Genomic DNA, 17,087 nt, shown 5'->3' with positions numbered 1-17,087 from the left:
CCACGGCGATCATGCCGTGGCCTACACGGCTATGGGCAGATGATCCGGGGTGCGTATTCGCTTTCCATCCAGATGCCCATGCCAACGCCGAATCACTTATGCGGAACGCTGGTCAAGCGTTATACACTCATGGTCGCCACTCTCAGAGCTGCATCTGAAACAGGCAGCCAGAATTCGGCGCGCTGGCCAGTGTTTCCAGCTTCAACGCATGCCTGGCACTGGTGATATACAGCGTCTTGCCGTCCTCTGCGCCAAAGCAAAGGTCGGTAGGCGTGGGCACGGGGAGTCCGATCATCCGGTCAAGATTCCCGTCAGCGTCGAAACGCGCCAGGCTCCACCCCTCAAGCTGAGTCGTCCATACTCCGCCTGCAGCATCCAGCGCCAGGCCGCCCAGCCGACCGCCGCCCCGCGGCAGTGAGGCGAACCTGCGCACGGAGGGGCTGCCAGGGTGCAACAGGAGAATGTCGCCGGAGTCCGGGGCGAGGGCATACACCACACTGCCCTTTGCGTCCCAGCGCAAGGCACTGATCTGCTCTGGCAAAGCCCATCCATGGCGCAGTTCACCCTCCGCACTGAGTTCACCGATCACGCAGCCGCTTGCGCTCCTTGCACATGCCCATAGCGCGCCTGAAGGATGTGTCGCCAGGGCCAGCAGACGGTTGCCCAGCACGTCCTGGCGCGGGTGTTCATGGCCGTTCCAGTCAATCAGCGACCAGCCGCCGGCCTGCGCCACCAGCAGGCCGTCAGGGCGCAGCTCCATGGCCCGGACAGGCAGGTCCAGGCGGGTCAGCAGGCGGCTGTTGTGACCATCCCAGCAATGGATCGCCGGGGCGAGGGTATCGGCCCAGTACAGGCGCTGCTGGCCGGCATGCCAGCGCGGGAACGCGCCGTGGAAGGCCCAAGGGCCGGCAACCACGCTCAGTGCAGCGGCGCCTTGTGGCGCGGCATCTGGACGTAGCTGCTCGCCCACCCGGCGGGCGGCCTCGGCCAGCTCCGTGCCGAGCAGGGTGAGGCGCTCCAGTGTGAGCCGATAGGCCGGCCCGGCCACGCTCAGGGCGCCGCGCACATGACCTTGTTTGTCGACGATGGGCGCAGCGACGCAGCGGATCCCCAGGCGGATTTCTTCATCGTCCAGCGCGTAGCCACGGGCCTGGGTGATCTGCAGCTCGGCCAGCAACCGCCTGCGGTCGGTAATGGTCAGCGGAGTCAGCGGCGCGAGCACCACGCCCTTGAGCACTTCGTCGCGCGCCGTCGGTGTGAGCGCCGAGAGGATTGCCTTGCCTTGGCCGGTGCAGTACACCGGCTTGCCCTGGCCAAGGCTGGCCGCCGAGCGTTGCGTATGGGCGCCATCGCAGCGTTCCAGCGACAGCACCTGGTTGCCGTCGAGCACCGCCAGGTACGAGGTCTCGCCGGTGAGGTCACGCAAGGCGCGCAGTTCTTCGCTGGCGGCTGCCACCAGGTCGGGCTCCAGGTAGGCGTTGCGGACCATTTCCAGGTAGTTGAAACCCAGGCGATAGACCTTGCGCGTGGGGTCGCGGCGGATCATTCCGCGCTCCACCAGGGTGGCGATGATGCGATACAGCGTGGTGCGCGGCAGCGGCACCTGTTCGGCCAGTTCGGCCTGGCTGATGCCGGTTGCAGTTGCGCCAATGGCCTGGAGCACGTCCAAGGCTTTCTCCAGTGCGGCGGTGCCTTCACCTGTTTTCATTGTTGATTCCCATCAGTTGGAACTCAGCTACCTGTACGCTCAGTTTGCCCCTTTTTCATCCCTATTTCCGCAATAGAATCGACATCAACAGGGCTTGCAGCGAATGCTAGTCCCATATGTTGGGAATTCTAGCCCGGCAGCCATCGGATGAACCCGCGAGGAGAATCAATAACAATGTCCGTCATCCACAACTACGCTGACGCCCACGAGAGTGTTTCCGGCAAACAGGTCGCTGTGAGCGACGCCGTACTCGCCAAGCTCGCTACCTGCAGCAGCGGTTCGCTGACTACTCAACTCTTCAAGCGTGGCTTCCGGCAGCCGGCGCTGGTCGGCTTGCGCGCCATGACCCGCGATGCCAAAGCGTTCGCCGGGCGTGCCTTCACCATGCGCTTCATTCCCGCACGCGAAGACATCGACACCTACTCCACCATGACCACCAAGCCCAATGAGGACAACCTGCAGTGGGTGGGCGTGGAGCAGATCCAGCCGGGCGACGTGCTGGTGATCGACAGCCGTAACGACCCGGCAGCCGCCTCCGCTGGCAACATCCTGGTCACCCGCCTGCTGGCCCGCGGTGCCAAGGCTATCGTCACTGACGGCGCCTTGCGCGATGGCAGCGAAATTGCCGCAATGCGCCTGCCGGCGTATGCCCGTGAGATCACGGCCACTACCCGTATCTCTTACCACCACGTCGCCGACCTGCAGGTACCGATCGGCTGTGCGGGAGTCGCGGTCTACCCGGGCGACATCATTGTCGGTGATGCCGACGGCCTGACCGTGGTCCCGGCGCACCTGGCCGAGGAACTGGCCGACGTGTGCAGCGTGCAGGACGACATCGAAAACTACCTGGCCATGCGCATCGCCGCAGGCGAAGCCTTGTGGGGCGTGTATCCGCCGAGCCCAGCATCGGTTTCCGATTATCACGCCTGGGTCGCTGCCGGCCGCCCGGCGATTCCGTCGATCATTGACAAGCAGGAGGTCTGAACCATGGCCGAGCACAAGCATGCGCAACTGATCCGCCGTTACTTCGACGCCTGCAACGAGGGTGACTACGACAAGCTGGTGTCGTGCTTCACCCCGGACGCGGTGCATTACTTCCCGTCGGGGCTGCCGGAGATTCCGTGGCGCACCGCTGACACCATTGCCCGCAGGTGGGTGTGGTGTGTCGAGAACCTGGGGTCGCAGTGGACCATCGAGAAGATCCTGGTCAGCCATGACAGTAATGAAGCGGTGATCGAGTGGACCCACTGGAAGAGCAGGCTCGGCACCGCCCTGCGGGGAGACGAGTGGTATGTGTTCGATGAGCAGAGCGGTTTGATCAAGGAAATCCGTGCTTACTACGCCTCGCCGGCGCAACTGGAGGTGGTGATCAATGAACTGGTCGAATTCGACTATGCCGGCCGGGGATATCACCTGGAGCCGAAGGCGCGTTAACGCTATCAGCCTCTTCGCGAGCAAGCCTTCTCCCACGGGACAGTGGAACGCTCGACCACAGCGCCGTACCTGTGGGCGTGGGCCTGCCCGCGAATGACCGCACCGCCATTGTTGAAGGAGTCACCCATGACCACCCCGCACAACCCGAATTTTTCCGCCATCGACAACGTCGTCGCCAAGGCCGCTGCCGCCGCGGACTTCTGGGCCGATTCCAGCGCCAGCCAACGCGCCACTCTGTTGCGCGGCCTGGCCGATGCCCTGGAGCAACAGCAAGCTGAACTGGTCGCCATCGCCGACCGCGAAAGCGGCCTGGGCGAAGCCCGACTGAACGGTGAAGTAGCGCGCACCGCCTTCCAGCTGCGTGGCTTTGCCAGCGAAGTGGAAGCGGGCGTGCCGTATCGTCAGGTCGAGGACCAGGCCATCGCTGGCGCACCACCCGCCGGGCGCCCGCGCCTGACCCGTATCCGGCGCCCACTGGGCCCGGTAGCTATGTTCTCGGCCAGCAACTTTCCATTCGCCTTCTCGGTGCTCGGTGGTGACACTGCCTCGGCCTTGGCTGCCGGCTGCCCGGTGGTAGTCAAGCCGCATTCCGGCCACCCAGAGCTGTCGCGCGCGGTCTTTGCCCTTGCCGCTGGGGTAGTGCGTACTCAAGGTCTGCCAGCAGGCTTGTTGAGCCTGGCTGAAGCGCCCAATCGCGACGCAGGTACGTATCTTGTACAGCACCCATCGATTGCTGCCGTCGCCTTCACAGGCTCTTACCAAGGCGGCAAGGCCCTGTGGCAGGCCGCCAACGAGCGTGAGCGCCCGGCGCCGTTCTTTGGTGAACTGGGTTCGATCAACCCGCTGGTGGCCCTGCCATCTGCGCTGGAAAAAGACAGCGAACACCTGGCAAAGACGCTGGCTGGCTCGATCACCCTCGGATGCGGACAATTCTGCACCAGCCCCGGCGTGATCGTGCTGCTCGAGTCGCCGCACAGCCAGCGCTTCGTCGCCCAGTTGGCCGAGGCCATTGCGCCGATCGCCACCCACCGTATGCTCACCCCCAGCATGCGGCAGGGCTTCGAAGCCGCGGCCACTACGGTCGCCGCCACCGCCACGCCCGTGTTCGCTCCGCAAGCCGATCGCGCAGGCCCGGCGCCGCGCCTGTTCGCCACCGATGCTGCTTCGTTTATCGCCAATGCACACTTGCGTGAGGAAATGTTCGGGCCGGCCGCGCTGATCGTCACAGCCCAGAGTGTGACTCAAGTGACTGAGGTGCTCGACGCTGTAGGCGGCACACTGACCACCACCTTGTGGGGCCTGGACGCCGACAACGACGACAACCGTCAGCTGCTGCGCGCTGCCCAGCGGGTCTCCGGACGTGTACTGTTCGCCGGCGTTCCTACCGGTGTCGCCGTTTGTCATGCCCAGCAGCATGGCGGGCCGTGGCCGGCCTCCACCGCGCCGCAGACCACCTCGGTCGGCTTTGCCGCAATCGAGCGCTTCCTGCGCCCGGTCGCGTTGCAGGACGTACCGGCCTGGGCATTGAGTTGAGGAGGGCAGGGCGATGATGAAACATATCGTGCTGTTCCGCCGCCTGCCTGGTGTCGATGCACAGCCTGAACTGGAAAACCGGCTGGTCGCGCGGATGCGCGGCCTCACGGACGAGATCGACTTCATCCGCGATTGGCGCGTCGCTGCCAACGAACTCGACCGGCCGATCTGCTGGGACTACATCCTCGAGTCCAGCTTCGATGATGCCGACGCAGTAGAGCGTTACCTGCCACATCCTGCGCATCAGGCCCTGGTCGCCGATCTCAAGCAGTACTTCGAATGGGTGGCAGTGGATTACAGCGTCTGAGTGACCCAAGAATTACCTGGCCCTCTTTCGGGCCAGGCGTGATAACAAAAAAGATCCGGCATCACAGGTGCCGGGCGGAGTCGTACATGAACAAGAAAAAGAATTACCGCTGGACGATTCTGACCATGCTGTTCCTGGCCATGGTCATCAATTACGTTGATCGCGCTGCCCTGTCGATCGCCATGCCCTTCATCACCCAGGAGTATCACCTCACGCCCGCCGAGAAGGGCATGATCTTCAGCAGCTTCTTCTTCGGCTATGCAGTGTTCTGCTTCGTAGGCGGCTATCTGGCCGACCGCTTCGGCCCCAAGCGCGTGCTGACCTGGTCGATGAGCTTCTGGTCAGTGCTGTGCGGCTCGACAGCCCTGGCCTTCAACTTCTGGTCGTTGCTGATCGTTCGTGCGCTGTTCGGTGTGGGCGAGGGGCCGGTATCGACCACGGCCAACAAGACCGTCAACAGCTGGTTCCCGATCAAGGAGCGCGCCCGCGCCATCGGCATCAACCAGGCTGGCGGCCCGCTGGGCGGCGCACTGGCCGGGCCCATCGTTGGCTTCCTCGCGCTGTGGCTGGGCTGGCGCGTTGCGTTTGTGGTGATTGCCGTGATCGGCGTGCTCTGGGCGATCGCGTGGTACCGCATGGCCGCCTCCACGCCGAAGGAGCATCCTCAGGTTTCGCCGGAAGAGCTGGCGCTGATCAATCAAGGCCGCGAGGCACCGGTGACGAGCGTGGCTGATGCCCCGCGCACGCCGGTGCTGCAGATCATTCTGCAGCGTTCCGTACTGGTCACCGGTGTTTCGCTGTTCTGCTACAACTACATCCTGTATTTTTTCATGACCTGGTTCCCCAGCTACCTGATCGACGCCAAAGGTATCGACCTGAAGTCCATGAGCATCGTCACTGCGCTGCCATGGCTGGTGGGCACGGTCGGATTCGTTTGTGGTGGCCTGCTGATCGACTGGGTGTACAAGCGCACTGGGAAGCAGTTGTTCTCACGCAAGGTGGTGCTGGTGACTTGCCTGTTGATCGCGGCAGTGTGCATCGGCCTGACCGGCCAGGTGCAGAGTGTGACCAGCACCGTGGCAGTGATGACTGTGGCCATCGGGTTCCTGATGCTGACCGCGCCCGCCTATTGGTCGTTGATCCAGGACGCGGTTCCAGACCACCAGGTGGGCACCGCCGGCGGCTTCATGCATGGCCTGGCCAACCTCTCGGGGATCGTCGCGCCGACTGTGACCGGTTTCATCATTCAATCCACCGGCACCTACGCCAGCGGCTTCGGCCTGGCCGCGGGCCTCGGGATTCTGGGCGCGCTGATCGTCGCGTTCTTCGTCGGCCAGAAGCCGGCCAAGCAGCCCAGCGTGATCGCTACCGCCTGAACTGACAGCTACCTACGATTTCTGGGAAATACGCCATGCCTACGCTTCTTGTCACCGGCGCTGCCGGTATCGTCGGAACCGCGCTGCGCCCATTCTTGCGCAAGCGGTTCAACCTGCGGCTGCTCGACCGCAAGCCGGTCAGCGACCTGGCCAATGGGGAAACTTCTCTGGTTGGCGACCTGACCGATCCGGCCTTCGTGCGCCAGGCCGCCGAAGGCGTCGATGCAGTGCTGCACCTGGCCTGTGCCCACGGCACCGATATCCAGTTCCAGGCCACGGTAGAGCCTAACTACCATGCCACCCTGTACCTGCTGGAAGCCGCCCAGCGTGCAGGTGCCAAGCGATTCGTGTTCGCCAGCAGCCACCATGTGCTGGGCCAGTACCACAGCCAGGCGGCCAGTCATTTCGATGACAGCCCGGTGGCTCCGGACAGCTACTACGCCTTGAGCAAAGTGTTTGGTGAGGCGGCCTGTGCCACCTTTTCCCAGCGCAGCGAGCTGGCAACCTTCATCGTGCGCATCGGCAACGCCGACCCCAAGGTCGCCGATGCTCGACGGCTACGGCTGTGGACCAGCGCCCGGGACCTGGCGCAACTGGTGTTGATCGGCCTTGAGCATCCGCACGTGCGGCACGAGGTGGTCTACGGCGTGTCGGAGTGCCCGGACGCCTTCTTCCATAACCGCCGCGCCCGCGAGCTGGGCTACCAGCCGCAGGACAATGCCGCCGACCATCTGGCGGACAGTTTCCTTGCCTATGACGCCATGGCTCCTGTCGGGTCTGGCCGCGACCACGTTGGCGGCGCCTATGCAGGTGTTCCGTTGGCCAGTGTTCTGGAGCACGCATGAAAATCATCCGCATCGATACTCAGATTGTCGAAATTCCCTTTCGCGATGGCGGCAAAGGCCTGGGGATTACGCCGACCACCTGGCACACCCTGGAGAACGTGCTGATCCGCCTGGAAGATGAGCACGGCAATGTTGGCTGGGGCGAGGCGTTCGGCTACTTCGTCGCCGACGCCACCAAGGCGCTGATCGACCGGCTTATCGCGCCGTTGCTGCTGGGGCGGCAGGTCGATGACATCGCGGCGTTCAACCGCGAGCTGCAACTGCGCCTGCACCTCTTTGGCCGTTACGGGGTGACGATGTTCGCCATTTCCGGCGTCGATATCGCTCTGTGGGATCTGGCGGCTCGCCGTGAGAACGTGCCGCTGCACCGTTTGCTTGGCCCGGCCAGCCGCGATCAGGTGCCGGCCTATGCCAGCCTGGTGCGTTACGCCGATGATGAGGTGGCCCCGGCGATTTGCGAGAAAGCCCTGCGCATGGGCTTCACCGACATCAAGCTGCATGAAGTGACCGTGCCGGAAATCGCCGCCTGCCGCCGCGCCATTGGCCACGACGTGCCGCTGGCTACCGACGTCAACTGTGGCTGGACGGTGGCCGATACCCGTGAACGGTTGCCGGCCTTGGCCGACCTGCAATTGGCCTGGCTGGAAGAGCCGGTCTTCCCGCCCGAGGACTTCGCCACGCTGGCCAGCCTGCGGGGGCAAGGCGTGCCGTTGTCAGCGGGTGAGAACTGGTGCACCGCAGTGCAGTTCGAACAGGCCCTGCTCAGTGGTGCGGTGGATTCGATCCAGCCCAGCGTGACCAAGGTCGGCGGTATTTCCGAATGTCTGCGCATTGCTGAGCTCGCCAATCAACATGCAGGCGTGGTGCTGCCGCACTGCCCGTACTTCGGACCTGGCCTGATCGCCACCTTGCACCTGGCCGCAGTCCAGCCGAAGGTGGCTCAGATCGAATACCTTTTCGTCGAGCCGGCCGGCTGGCTCTACCCGGTGGAGCAACTGCGCCAAGGCAACCAGCTGCATATCCCGCAGGGCCCGGGCCTGGGTCTCGACATTGACCTGGTGGTGGCAGAGCGCTTCCGCCGCTAAACCACAAGTCTTCACCCTTTGCTCCCCACCGCCGCGCCCTGGCTCGGCGGCAGGGGCAAGCTGTGCCCGAAAAAGGATACTGGAGGTTTCATGCAACCTTTGATTCTGCGCAATGCCACCTGGTCGCTCGGCCTGCTGCCAGCCTGGGGCGGGCGTATCGCACACTTGCGCGCTGACGGGCTCGACCTGCTGCTGCCGATCGCGGCCGGGCAATTTGACCCGCTGAACTGGCCGCGGGCAGGCGCCTATCCGCTGATGCCGTATTCCAACCGCCTTCGCGATGCCCGCCTGGATTACGCAGGTCACGCCTATCCACTACCGGCACATCCCGCCGCGCAACCGCATACCTTGCATGGAGTGGCCCATACGTTGCCTTGGCACGTCGTGGAGGAGAGCGGGCAACAATTGACCATCGCCTGCAATTATCAGGGGGAGCACTGGCCCTGGCCGTTGCGCGCCGAGCAGTGCTTCGTCCTGGATGGCACACGCCTGCGCATCAGCCTGGCGCTGACGAACCTGGGCGATGGGCCGATGCCGGCTGGCCTGGGCCTGCATCCCTACTTCAAGCGCCACCCGGGCATGTGGGCGAGCTATCGCGTGGGACGTGAGTGGCAGATGAATGAGCATTTTCTGGCCACGGGCGCGTTCGAGGATAAGCGACGTAAAGTCATGATCGATGCCGACTCTTCCCAGGCCATGGCCCACTATCAATCACGCTGGAATGGCCAACTGCGGATCGTCTATCCCATGGGCCACTTGCACCTCTTGGCGTCTCGACCGCTGAGCCACTTCGTCGCCTTTGCACCGGCCGACAGCGACTACCTATGCCTGGAGCCGGTGTCGCACCTGGCCGACGCCTTCAACCAGCCTCGCGATGACTGGCACGAGACCGGCACCTGCGAACTCGCCCCTGGTCAGCGCCTGGAAGCCACGCTCGATTTTACCTGGCAAGGGCGCTGACGCCATCCCCGGCCGCTGTACCTGACACACCCATAAAGAGAACAAAAACAATGAGACACTCCTCGACTGGAGCGGGCTTCGCTCGCGCTGCAAAACCCTTGTCGCTGCTACTCGGGTTAAGCCCGTTGTGTACCCAGGGTGCGTTCCTGGAAGACAGCAAGGCCAACCTGACGTTTCGCAACTTCTACTACAACCATGACCTGCGCGACTCGACCAGACCGGCACAGTCGAAGCTGGAGGAGTGGGCCCAGGGCTTCATCCTCAGGGGTGAGTCGGGTTACACCGACTCGGCCATCGGCGTGGGTATCGATGTCTATGCCGGCCTGGGCCTGAAGCTCGATTCGTCACCTTCGCGCAGCGGCACTGCACTCCTGCCCGGGGCCTATAACCGCGCAGGCGGGCCGCGCAATGGCGACCCGCGCTCGGTGGACGAGTTCTCCGAGGCGACGGCGGCAATAAAGCTTAGATACTCGAAAACCGAGCTCAAGGTCGGAGGGCTGTTTCCGAAGATCCCGTTGGTGAGTTCGGGCGACGCGCGCTTGCTGCCGCAGTTCTTCGAAGGCGCCATGCTGGATATTCGCGAACTGAAAGATGTCGATATAGGCCTCGGCCAGCTGCGCCAGGTCAACCAGCGTGAATTTGCTAGCGCACGCGATATCCAGGTGGGCAACTACTACAGTGTGTTCAGCGACCGTTTCGACTACCTCGGCGGCACTTGGCGCGCCACGCCGCAGACTTCGGTGGGGGTATGGGGCGGGCGGCTGCGAGATGTCTACCAGCAGACCCTGTATACCGCCGCCCACACGCTCCAGACCGGCGACTGGAACCTTTCCGCCACGCTCAACTACCTTGATACCGGCGAGTCCGGCAGAGAAAAGGCCGGTGCCCTGGACAGCCGCATGACTTCGGGCATGCTCAGCGCCAACCTGCGGGCGCAAACCTTCCGCCTGGGCTACCAGTACAACGCCGGGGACAGCGCTTTGCCGTTCATCCACGACACCGACCTGCCGGGGGTGGCCAACGCCGTGCAGGTGCTGCGTTTCGACCGAGCCCAGGAGCGCTCCTGGCAAGTCCGCTACGACCTTGATTTCGCCGCGCTCGGCGTTCCCGGGCTGACCGCGTTCGCGCGCTACGTGAAAGGGGACAACTTCAAAGTGACCGGTGAGGACGCTAGTGAGTGGGAGCGCAACCTCGACATTACCTACGTCATCCAGAGCGGGCCGCTTAGAAACCTTGCCCTGCGCTGGCGCAACGTCGAACTGCAAGGCGACGCCACCGGCCGGCGTGATGAAAACCGGATGATCATCGCCTATACCTTGCCCTTGCTCTGACTTGGAGAACTGACCATGACTTCCCGGCCGCTCGACCCTGCGATGCGGGCCTATATCGACGCTAGCCGCTGCTTCACGCCGCGTGACGACAGTCTCGCAGCACGGCGTGAAGCGTTTCTTGAGGCCTGCCGCGCCTGTACTCCGGCGCTCCCGGATGGTTGGCAGGTCGCCGATATCGACCTGCAGGACTTGCCCCTGCGTTGCTACAAGCCTGCAGGCGTGGCCCCGGGTGGCGGTTGGCCTACGCTGCTGTACCTGCATGGAGGTGGATGGGACCTGGGCAACCTGGATACCCATGACTGGTTTGCCCATGCCCTGGCACAGCGTGTACCACTGGCCATCGTCGCGGTCCAATACCGGCTGGCCCCGGAACATGCCTACCCGGCACCGCTACAGGACTGCCTGAAGGCCTGGGCGGCACTGCGCAACGGCGAAGTGGACGCCGACCTCAGCCGGGTCCGGCTGATAGTGGCCGGCGATAGTGCCGGCGGCACCCTGGCGGCCGGGCTGTGCAGGGCGCTGCGCGAGGAGGGCCAGCCGCAGCCGCTGGGGCAGCTGCTGGCTTACCCGGTGCTGACCGCCCGCCAGCACTTGGCGTCGATGCAGCAACATGCCGAGGCGCCGATGATGAGCGTGGCGGGGCTGCAGCAGTCGTTGCAGGGCTTCTTGCCCGACGAGGCGTACCGTAACGACCCCCGCGCCATGCCGCTGGAGGCCGATGATTTCGCAGGCCTGGCGCCAGCCCTCATGGTGGTGGCGCGGGTCGATCCGCTGTGCGACCACGGCATCGCCTACGCGGCGGCGCTGCAGGCGCACAGCGTGCCAGCCGAAGTGTGGGTGGGGGAGGGGATGGTGCATTCCAGCTTGCGGGCCTTCGGCGTGGCGGAAGTCGAGCAGGCCTGGAACTCCATGGCGGCACAGTTGCAGCGCTGGGCCGGCAACTAGGGCGCTCGCAGCCCTCAGGTGCTTTCGCGCACCACTAGGTTGAAGCCGACGTCTTCGACGTGCTCGCCGCGGGCCAGGCTGCCGTCCATGCGTTGCAGCAGCAGCTCGGCGGTGCGCAGGCCGATGCGCTGGCCGTCGATGCTCACCGTGCTCAGGCGCGGATGGGTGTGGGCAGCGAATTCCAGGTCGCCAAAGCCCATCACGGCCATGTCCTCGGGAATGCGCAGGCCCTGGGCTTGCGCTTCGGCCATGGCGCCCTGCGCCAGCAGGTCGATACTACAGATCACGGCGTCCATCTGTACCTCGGCAGCCAACAGGCGGGCCATGGCCTGGCGGCCATGCCCCATGTTTACCGGGGCTGCCTCCATCTCGCAGGCAACGATCTGGATATCCGCCTGTTCCAGGCTGGCTACGCAGGTGTGGCGGCGGCGCGTGGCGCGGGCGTCGTCGCTCCACAGCAGGCCTACCCGGCGATGACCACGCGCAATGATGTGCTCGGCCATGGCGTGGCCAACGGCGTCGTGAGAGAACCCGACCACCGTGTCGATAGGCTCTTGCGCCAATTCCCAGGTTTCGACGACGGGTGTGCCACGAGCGATCAGTTTTTCGCGCGCTGCTTCGCTCTGCAGGCACCGAGTGAGAACGATGCCGTCCGGGCGGCGGGCCAGAATCGCATCGATCAGCTCGGACTCGTGGCTTTCATTCAGGTCGGACTGGCTCAGCAATAGCTGATAACGCGCTGCGGCAAGGCGCTTGCCAAGCTCGGTGACGGTGTCGACAAAGGCACGGTTGGCAATGTTGGGCACCACCACGATGACCAGTCGGGTGCGCTGGGAAACCAGGGCGCCCGCAAGCATATTGGGCACATATCCCGTCTTGCGGATGGCAGTTCGTACCTTTTTCTGGGTTTTTTCCGAAACCAGTTCAGGCCGGTTTATCACCCGGGAAACGGTGATCGGAGACACCTTGGCCATTTTCGCCACGTCATCCAGGGTAGCGGGCGTAGCCAGGTGCGGCTTCGGATCAGCGGCAGTAACGGATGATTCCAGCATCGAGGGCCTCTAGGTAGCAGCTTAACGCGCGCTGCCGATTCTACCGGAACAGCGGGTGATTTCCTGCATTTCATACAGATTCCCAATGCATGGGAATTTGCCTCGAAAGCAGATTTGCATGCCCCGTAACACAAGGCCTAGGATTAATGACAGCGCTGTCATTTGATAGCGCTGTCATTGGTTGGAGACAGCGCCGGTACGCGCTGCAAACCGCCAGAATTCAAAGCGGGCGCCGGTGCAAGGCTCTGCACTACGCCAATAAAAACAATGAGGCAATCGCGATGCACAACCATGACACCTACGCCGCTGGGTCTTCCCCCGGTGCAGTGGCCGCGTCCAACACGGCCACCCGCTATCGCTACCTGATCCTGGCCCTGATCACCATGGTGCTGGCGCTGAGCAGCGGCGACCGCGCCGCGTTGTCGGTGGCAGGTTCCGACATGAGCAAGGAGCTTGGCATCGACTCGGTGGAAATGGGCTACCTGTTCTCCATCTTCAGCTGGGCCTATGTCATCTTCCTCATCCCGTCGGGCTGGTTGGCCGACCGATTCGGCTCCAAGAAAACCATGGCGCTGGCCATCTGCGTCTGGTCGGTCTTCACCGTATGCATGGGCCTGGTGCACTTCGTTGGCATGATCGTGCCGCTGCTGTTGGGGTTGCGCTTTCTTCTGGGCGTTGCCGAGGCACCGGTGGGGCCAGCCTCGACGCGGGTGATTGCCTCCTGGTTCCCGTCCTCGGAGCGGGGCATGGCCGGGGCGATCTTCAACAGCGCGCAATACATATCACTGGCGTTCTTTACCCCGTTCATGGGCTGGCTCTGTTACGCCTTCGGCTGGGAATACGTGTTCATCGTCATGGGCATTGTCGGTTTCGGCGTTGCCGCAATCTGGTGGAAAAACTACTACCTGCCGGTCAGCCATCCGAAGATGAACGGTGAGGAGCTCGACTACCTGCGCAAAGGTGAAGCACTGGTGGACCTTGAGGCTCAAGCCGCGCTGCCCAGGGAAAAACGCAGCAGTTCGCTGGCCGCAGTCGGCGTGCTGTTCAAGAGCCGCATGCTGCTGGGCATGTTCATCAGCCAGTATTGCGTCAGCGCGGTCACCTGGTTCTACGTCACCTGGTTCCCGATCTACCTGGTCAAGGAGCGTGGCTTCGACATTCTCCAGGCTGGCCTGGTGGCCTCCATCCCGGCGCTGTGCGGCTTGATTGGCGCGGTGTCGTCGGGCTTCTTCTCCGACTACCTGCTGCGCCGTACCCAGTCCCTGAGCATCGCCCGCAAGACGCCGATCATCACTGGCGTGCTGCTGAGTTCCACCATGATGCTGTGCAACTACGTCGACGCCCAATGGCTGGTGATCGCGGTGATGAGCCTGGCCTTCTTCGGCAAAGGCTTCGGCAATCTCGGCTTCAGCGTGGTGGCCGACACTGCGCCGCGGGAAATGATCGGCATGACTGGTGGAGTGTTCAACGCCCTGGGCAATACCGCAGGCATCGTCACCCCGGTAGTGATCGGCTACCTGCTGCACTCCAGCGGTTCGTTCAACAGCGCGCTGATCTACGTCGGCGCCCATGGGCTGCTCGCCGCATTTTCCTACCTGGTCATCGTCGGCCGAATCCAGCGCCTGCAACTGGCTGACCTGACCGGCAAACCTTCTTCGAACGCTCTGTGATTCAGAGGACGCTTCCCATGATCGAAAGCAACGTTTATGTCGACCCAGAAATCGCCGCTCTGCAACCCGGATCAGCCACCACCGACAGCATCGAGTGGATCAAGTTGTCGTACACCGTGCTGCCGCTTGGCGCACCGATCAGCGATGCCAAGGTGCTGACTGGCCGGCAGAAGCCACTGACCGAGATCGCCTTCATCTTTGCCGAGATCCGCACCCGTGAAGGCCACGAGGGTATTGGCTTCGGCTATTCCAAGCGTGCTGGCGGACCCGGTATCTATGCTCATGCCCAGGAGATTGCCCCGGCGCTGTTGGGGGAAGATCCCAACGACATCGCCAAGCTCTTCACCAAGCTGCTCTGGGCCGGTGCTTCGATGGGCCGCAGCGGCCTCACCACCCAGGCCATTGCGCCGTTCGACATCGCGCTGTGGGATCTGAAAGCCAAGCGCGCCGGCTTGCCGCTGGCCAAGCTGCTCGGTGCCCACCGCGACTCGGTGCAGTGCTACAACACCTCCGGTGGCTACCTGTCGACGCCGCTGGAGAAGGTGCTGGAAAACGTTCAGAGCTCCCGTGGCAATGGCATCGGCGGCATCAAGATCAAGGTCGGCCAGCCCGACACCAGCATTGACTTCAAACGGGTACAGGCCGTGCGTGATCAACTCGGCGAAGGCTTCCCGCTGATGGTCGATGCCAACCAGCAATGGGACCGCGTCACCGCTCAGCGCTTTTGCCGCAAGCTCGAGCAGTTCGACTTGACCTGGATCGAGGAGCCGTTGGACAGCGCCGATGTCGAAGGGCACGCCGCGTTGTCCGCCTCGCTGGACACCGCGATTGCCACCGGCGAAATGCTCACCAGCTTCAACGAGCACGCGCAGCTGATCACGGCCAACGCCTGCGACTTCGTGCAGCCGGATGCCCCCAGAGTCGGTGGCATCACGCCATTCCTGCAGATCATGAGCCTGGCCAGCTTCAAGGGCCTGAAGCTGGCGCCGCACTTTGCCATGGAGATACACCTGCACCTGGCCGCTGCCTATCCGGAAGAGCCGTGGCTGGAGCACTTCGAGTGGCTTGAACCGATGTTCAACGAGCGCCTGGAACTGCGTGAAGGCCGCATGTGGGTCCCGAACCGTCCGGGCTTGGGCTTCTCCCTCAGCGAGCAGGCCCTGGCCTGGACCCAGCACAACACCGAATTCGGCAAACACCCTTGAACCAGCCATGGCGGTGGCGCCTGAGCTGCCATCGCCATGTGTGCCACACCCATAGGATAAGAACATGAGTCACCGTGAAGTCAGCCCCGTCATTCGCCTCGATGCCGCCGACAATGTCGTTGTAGCGCGTATCGAAATTCCTGCCGGCACCGCCATCCCCGATGAAGGCGTCACCACCTTGCAGCCGGTGCCGCTGGGGCACAAGGTCGCTGCCCGACTGATCGCCAAGGGCGAGCCGGTGCTCAAGTACAACACGGTGATCGGCTACGCCGCCGAAGACCTGCAACCTGGTAGCTGGATGCACAGCCACAACATCGCATTCGGTGAAACCGATCGCGACTATCGCTACGGCCTGGACTACGTGCCTACCGCATTGCTGCCAGCAGGGCAACGCGCGACTTTCCAGGGTATCGTCCGCGAGGACGGGCGCGTTGCCACTCGCAACTATCTTGGAGTGTTCGTGGTTGGCAACTGCGGCGCGACGGTGGCACGCAAGATCGCCAACCACTTTGACGAGCGGCGCCTGGCAGCTTTCGCACATATCGACGGTGTAGTGCCTTTCGTGCACGAAATCGGTTGCGGAATGGAAATGACCGGCGAGCCGATGGACCTGCTGCGTCGTACCATCGCCGGCCACATAAAACACCCCAACACCGTGGGCGCCGTGGTGATAGCCCTTGGCTGCGAGCGCAACAATATTCACGGCTTCTTCGAGCAGGAAGGGCTGGTGGAAGGCGACATGCTCAAGAAACTGGTGATTCAGGACGTCGGCGGGGTAAAGAGCGCCACCGACCAGGGCATCGCGCTGATCGAAGGCATGCTGCCCAAAGCAGACCTGGTACGGCGCCAGCCGGTGTCGGCAGAACACTTGATGATCGGCATGCAATGCGGGGGTTCCGACGGTTTTTCCGGCCTTTCGGCCAACCCGGCGCTAGGGGCGGCGGTAGATATTCTGGTACGCCATGGCGGCACGGCGATCCTCTCGGAAACTTCGGAAATCTTCGGTGTCGAGCACACGCTGACCGCGCGGGCAGTCACGCCTGAAGTAGGACGCAAGCTGATCGACCGCATCGACTGGTGGCTGGAATACAACCGTGGCCGCGACACCCAGATCAACGGCCGGGTCAGCCCGGGCAACAATGCCGGTGGCTTGGCCAATGTGCTGGAAAAATCCTTGGGCGGTGCGAAGAAAGGCGGCAACGCGCCGCTGATGGATGTGTACGAGTATGCCCATCCGGTGACGACCCACGGTTTGGTGTTCATGGATACGCCCGGCTATGACCCTGTCTCGGCCACCGGCCAGATCGCTGGCGGAGCCAACCTGATCGCCTTCACCACCGGCCGCGGCTCGTGCTTTGGCTCGGTGCCTGCCCCTACCTTCAAGTTGGCCAGCAACTCCCCCATGTACCAGCGCATGAGCGACGATATGGACATCAATTGCGGGCAGATCATCGACGGCGACAAGACGATTGCCCAGATGGGGCAGGAAATCTTCGAGCAATTGCTTGCCCATGCCTCAGGTAAGCCGACCAAGAGCGAGCTCAATGGCTTGGGCGAGGATGAGTTCTGCCCTTGGCAGATTGGCGTACTCGCCTAAGCGGCCGGCATAGCTCCCAGACCTACACAACAACAATGG

Annotated in this window: 15 protein-coding genes; 13 read left to right on the top strand and 2 right to left on the bottom strand. The window is 63.4% G+C overall.

Annotated features, from left to right (window positions below):
* Window positions 1-142 precede the first annotated feature (142 nt).
* Window positions 143-1,708 carry an IclR family transcriptional regulator domain-containing protein gene (locus tag AC0ZZU_RS11940; protein ID WP_476340885.1) on the bottom strand — a complete coding sequence of 522 codons (1,566 nt, stop codon included), beginning with the start codon at window positions 1,706-1,708 and terminating at the stop codon, window positions 143-145.
* 174 nt (window positions 1,709-1,882) lie between these two features.
* Here AC0ZZU_RS11940 and AC0ZZU_RS11935 point away from each other — a divergent pair, with 174 nt between their 5' ends.
* The 10 genes from AC0ZZU_RS11935 to AC0ZZU_RS11890 all read left to right on the top strand — a co-directional run bounded on the left by AC0ZZU_RS11935 (window position 1,883) and on the right by AC0ZZU_RS11890 (window position 11,524).
* Window positions 1,883-2,692: an RraA family protein gene (locus AC0ZZU_RS11935; RefSeq protein WP_476340883.1), complete on the top strand. Its 810-nt coding sequence runs from the start codon at window positions 1,883-1,885 to the stop codon at window positions 2,690-2,692.
* Between the two features lie 3 nt (window positions 2,693-2,695).
* Window positions 2,696-3,142 carry a nuclear transport factor 2 family protein gene (locus AC0ZZU_RS11930; RefSeq protein ID WP_476340881.1) on the top strand — a complete coding sequence of 149 codons (447 nt, stop codon included), beginning with the start codon at window positions 2,696-2,698 and terminating at the stop codon, window positions 3,140-3,142.
* A gap of 126 nt (window positions 3,143-3,268) precedes the next feature.
* The gene (locus AC0ZZU_RS11925; protein WP_476340879.1) at window positions 3,269-4,675 is read left to right on the top strand and encodes an aldehyde dehydrogenase (NADP(+)); all 1,407 of its coding nucleotides are present in this window, start codon (window positions 3,269-3,271) and stop codon (window positions 4,673-4,675) included.
* A 13-nt stretch (window positions 4,676-4,688) separates the two neighbouring features.
* Complete coding sequence (locus tag AC0ZZU_RS11920; protein ID WP_476340877.1) at window positions 4,689-4,982, top strand: Dabb family protein; 294 nt, start codon at window positions 4,689-4,691, stop codon at window positions 4,980-4,982.
* Between the two features lie 86 nt (window positions 4,983-5,068).
* On the top strand, window positions 5,069-6,358 hold the full coding sequence (locus tag AC0ZZU_RS11915; protein ID WP_476340875.1) for an MFS transporter: 1,290 nt from the start codon (window positions 5,069-5,071) through the stop codon (window positions 6,356-6,358).
* A 35-nt stretch (window positions 6,359-6,393) separates the two neighbouring features.
* Window positions 6,394-7,203, top strand: a complete 810-nt coding sequence (locus AC0ZZU_RS11910; RefSeq protein WP_476340873.1) for an NAD-dependent epimerase/dehydratase family protein — start codon at window positions 6,394-6,396, stop codon at window positions 7,201-7,203.
* Window positions 7,200-8,288, top strand: a complete 1,089-nt coding sequence (locus AC0ZZU_RS11905) for a mandelate racemase/muconate lactonizing enzyme family protein (RefSeq protein ID WP_476340871.1) — start codon at window positions 7,200-7,202, stop codon at window positions 8,286-8,288. The genes AC0ZZU_RS11910 and AC0ZZU_RS11905 overlap by 4 nt, the downstream gene beginning before the upstream one ends.
* A gap of 90 nt (window positions 8,289-8,378) precedes the next feature.
* Window positions 8,379-9,248, top strand: a complete 870-nt coding sequence (locus AC0ZZU_RS11900; RefSeq protein ID WP_476340869.1) for an aldose 1-epimerase — start codon at window positions 8,379-8,381, stop codon at window positions 9,246-9,248.
* A gap of 50 nt (window positions 9,249-9,298) precedes the next feature.
* Entirely contained in the window at window positions 9,299-10,579 is a 1,281-nt protein-coding gene (locus AC0ZZU_RS11895; protein WP_476340867.1) for an OprD family porin, read from the top strand.
* A 15-nt stretch (window positions 10,580-10,594) separates the two neighbouring features.
* Window positions 10,595-11,524 carry an alpha/beta hydrolase gene (locus AC0ZZU_RS11890; RefSeq protein ID WP_476340865.1) on the top strand — a complete coding sequence of 310 codons (930 nt, stop codon included), beginning with the start codon at window positions 10,595-10,597 and terminating at the stop codon, window positions 11,522-11,524.
* A 14-nt stretch (window positions 11,525-11,538) separates the two neighbouring features.
* On the opposite strand, the gene AC0ZZU_RS11885 is transcribed toward AC0ZZU_RS11890, so the two are convergent.
* Window positions 11,539-12,576, bottom strand: a complete 1,038-nt coding sequence (locus tag AC0ZZU_RS11885) for a LacI family DNA-binding transcriptional regulator (protein WP_476340862.1) — start codon at window positions 12,574-12,576, stop codon at window positions 11,539-11,541.
* 383 nt (window positions 12,577-12,959) lie between these two features.
* On the opposite strand from AC0ZZU_RS11885, the gene AC0ZZU_RS11880 reads away from it, so the two are divergent.
* The 3 genes from AC0ZZU_RS11880 (at window position 12,960) to AC0ZZU_RS11870 (ending at window position 17,048) form a co-directional block, all read left to right on the top strand.
* On the top strand, window positions 12,960-14,246 hold the full coding sequence (locus AC0ZZU_RS11880; protein WP_476341074.1) for an MFS transporter: 1,287 nt from the start codon (window positions 12,960-12,962) through the stop codon (window positions 14,244-14,246).
* A 17-nt stretch (window positions 14,247-14,263) separates the two neighbouring features.
* Window positions 14,264-15,451 (top strand): L-talarate/galactarate dehydratase, encoded by a 1,188-nt coding sequence (locus AC0ZZU_RS11875; RefSeq protein WP_476340860.1) that lies wholly within the window; start codon window positions 14,264-14,266, stop codon window positions 15,449-15,451.
* Between the two features lie 64 nt (window positions 15,452-15,515).
* Window positions 15,516-17,048, top strand: a complete 1,533-nt coding sequence (locus AC0ZZU_RS11870; RefSeq protein WP_476340858.1) for a UxaA family hydrolase — start codon at window positions 15,516-15,518, stop codon at window positions 17,046-17,048.
* Window positions 17,049-17,087 lie beyond the last annotated feature (39 nt).

This window comes from Pseudomonas sp. JE3303, assembly GCF_056312565.1.
The sequence above is the reverse complement of the archived record's forward strand: the minus strand, read 5'-3'. Positions and strand labels throughout refer to the sequence as shown.

Coding starts and splice junctions, on each gene's coding strand:
- AC0ZZU_RS11905 (WP_476340871.1), top strand. CDS start 7,200: ATGAAAATCATCCGCATCGATACTCAGATTGTCGAAATTCCCTTTCGC.
- AC0ZZU_RS11930 (WP_476340881.1), top strand. CDS start 2,696: ATGGCCGAGCACAAGCATGCGCAACTGATCCGCCGTTACTTCGACGCC.
- AC0ZZU_RS11935 (WP_476340883.1), top strand. CDS start 1,883: ATGTCCGTCATCCACAACTACGCTGACGCCCACGAGAGTGTTTCCGGC.
- AC0ZZU_RS11925 (WP_476340879.1), top strand. CDS start 3,269: ATGACCACCCCGCACAACCCGAATTTTTCCGCCATCGACAACGTCGTC.
- AC0ZZU_RS11875 (WP_476340860.1), top strand. CDS start 14,264: ATGATCGAAAGCAACGTTTATGTCGACCCAGAAATCGCCGCTCTGCAA.
- AC0ZZU_RS11895 (WP_476340867.1), top strand. CDS start 9,299: ATGAGACACTCCTCGACTGGAGCGGGCTTCGCTCGCGCTGCAAAACCC.
- AC0ZZU_RS11890 (WP_476340865.1), top strand. CDS start 10,595: ATGACTTCCCGGCCGCTCGACCCTGCGATGCGGGCCTATATCGACGCT.
- AC0ZZU_RS11870 (WP_476340858.1), top strand. CDS start 15,516: ATGAGTCACCGTGAAGTCAGCCCCGTCATTCGCCTCGATGCCGCCGAC.
- AC0ZZU_RS11940 (WP_476340885.1), bottom strand. CDS start 1,708: ATGAAAACAGGTGAAGGCACCGCCGCACTGGAGAAAGCCTTGGACGTG.
- AC0ZZU_RS11920 (WP_476340877.1), top strand. CDS start 4,689: ATGATGAAACATATCGTGCTGTTCCGCCGCCTGCCTGGTGTCGATGCA.
- AC0ZZU_RS11880 (WP_476341074.1), top strand. CDS start 12,960: ATGGTGCTGGCGCTGAGCAGCGGCGACCGCGCCGCGTTGTCGGTGGCA.
- AC0ZZU_RS11885 (WP_476340862.1), bottom strand. CDS start 12,576: ATGCTGGAATCATCCGTTACTGCCGCTGATCCGAAGCCGCACCTGGCT.
- AC0ZZU_RS11915 (WP_476340875.1), top strand. CDS start 5,069: ATGAACAAGAAAAAGAATTACCGCTGGACGATTCTGACCATGCTGTTC.
- AC0ZZU_RS11910 (WP_476340873.1), top strand. CDS start 6,394: ATGCCTACGCTTCTTGTCACCGGCGCTGCCGGTATCGTCGGAACCGCG.
- AC0ZZU_RS11900 (WP_476340869.1), top strand. CDS start 8,379: ATGCAACCTTTGATTCTGCGCAATGCCACCTGGTCGCTCGGCCTGCTG.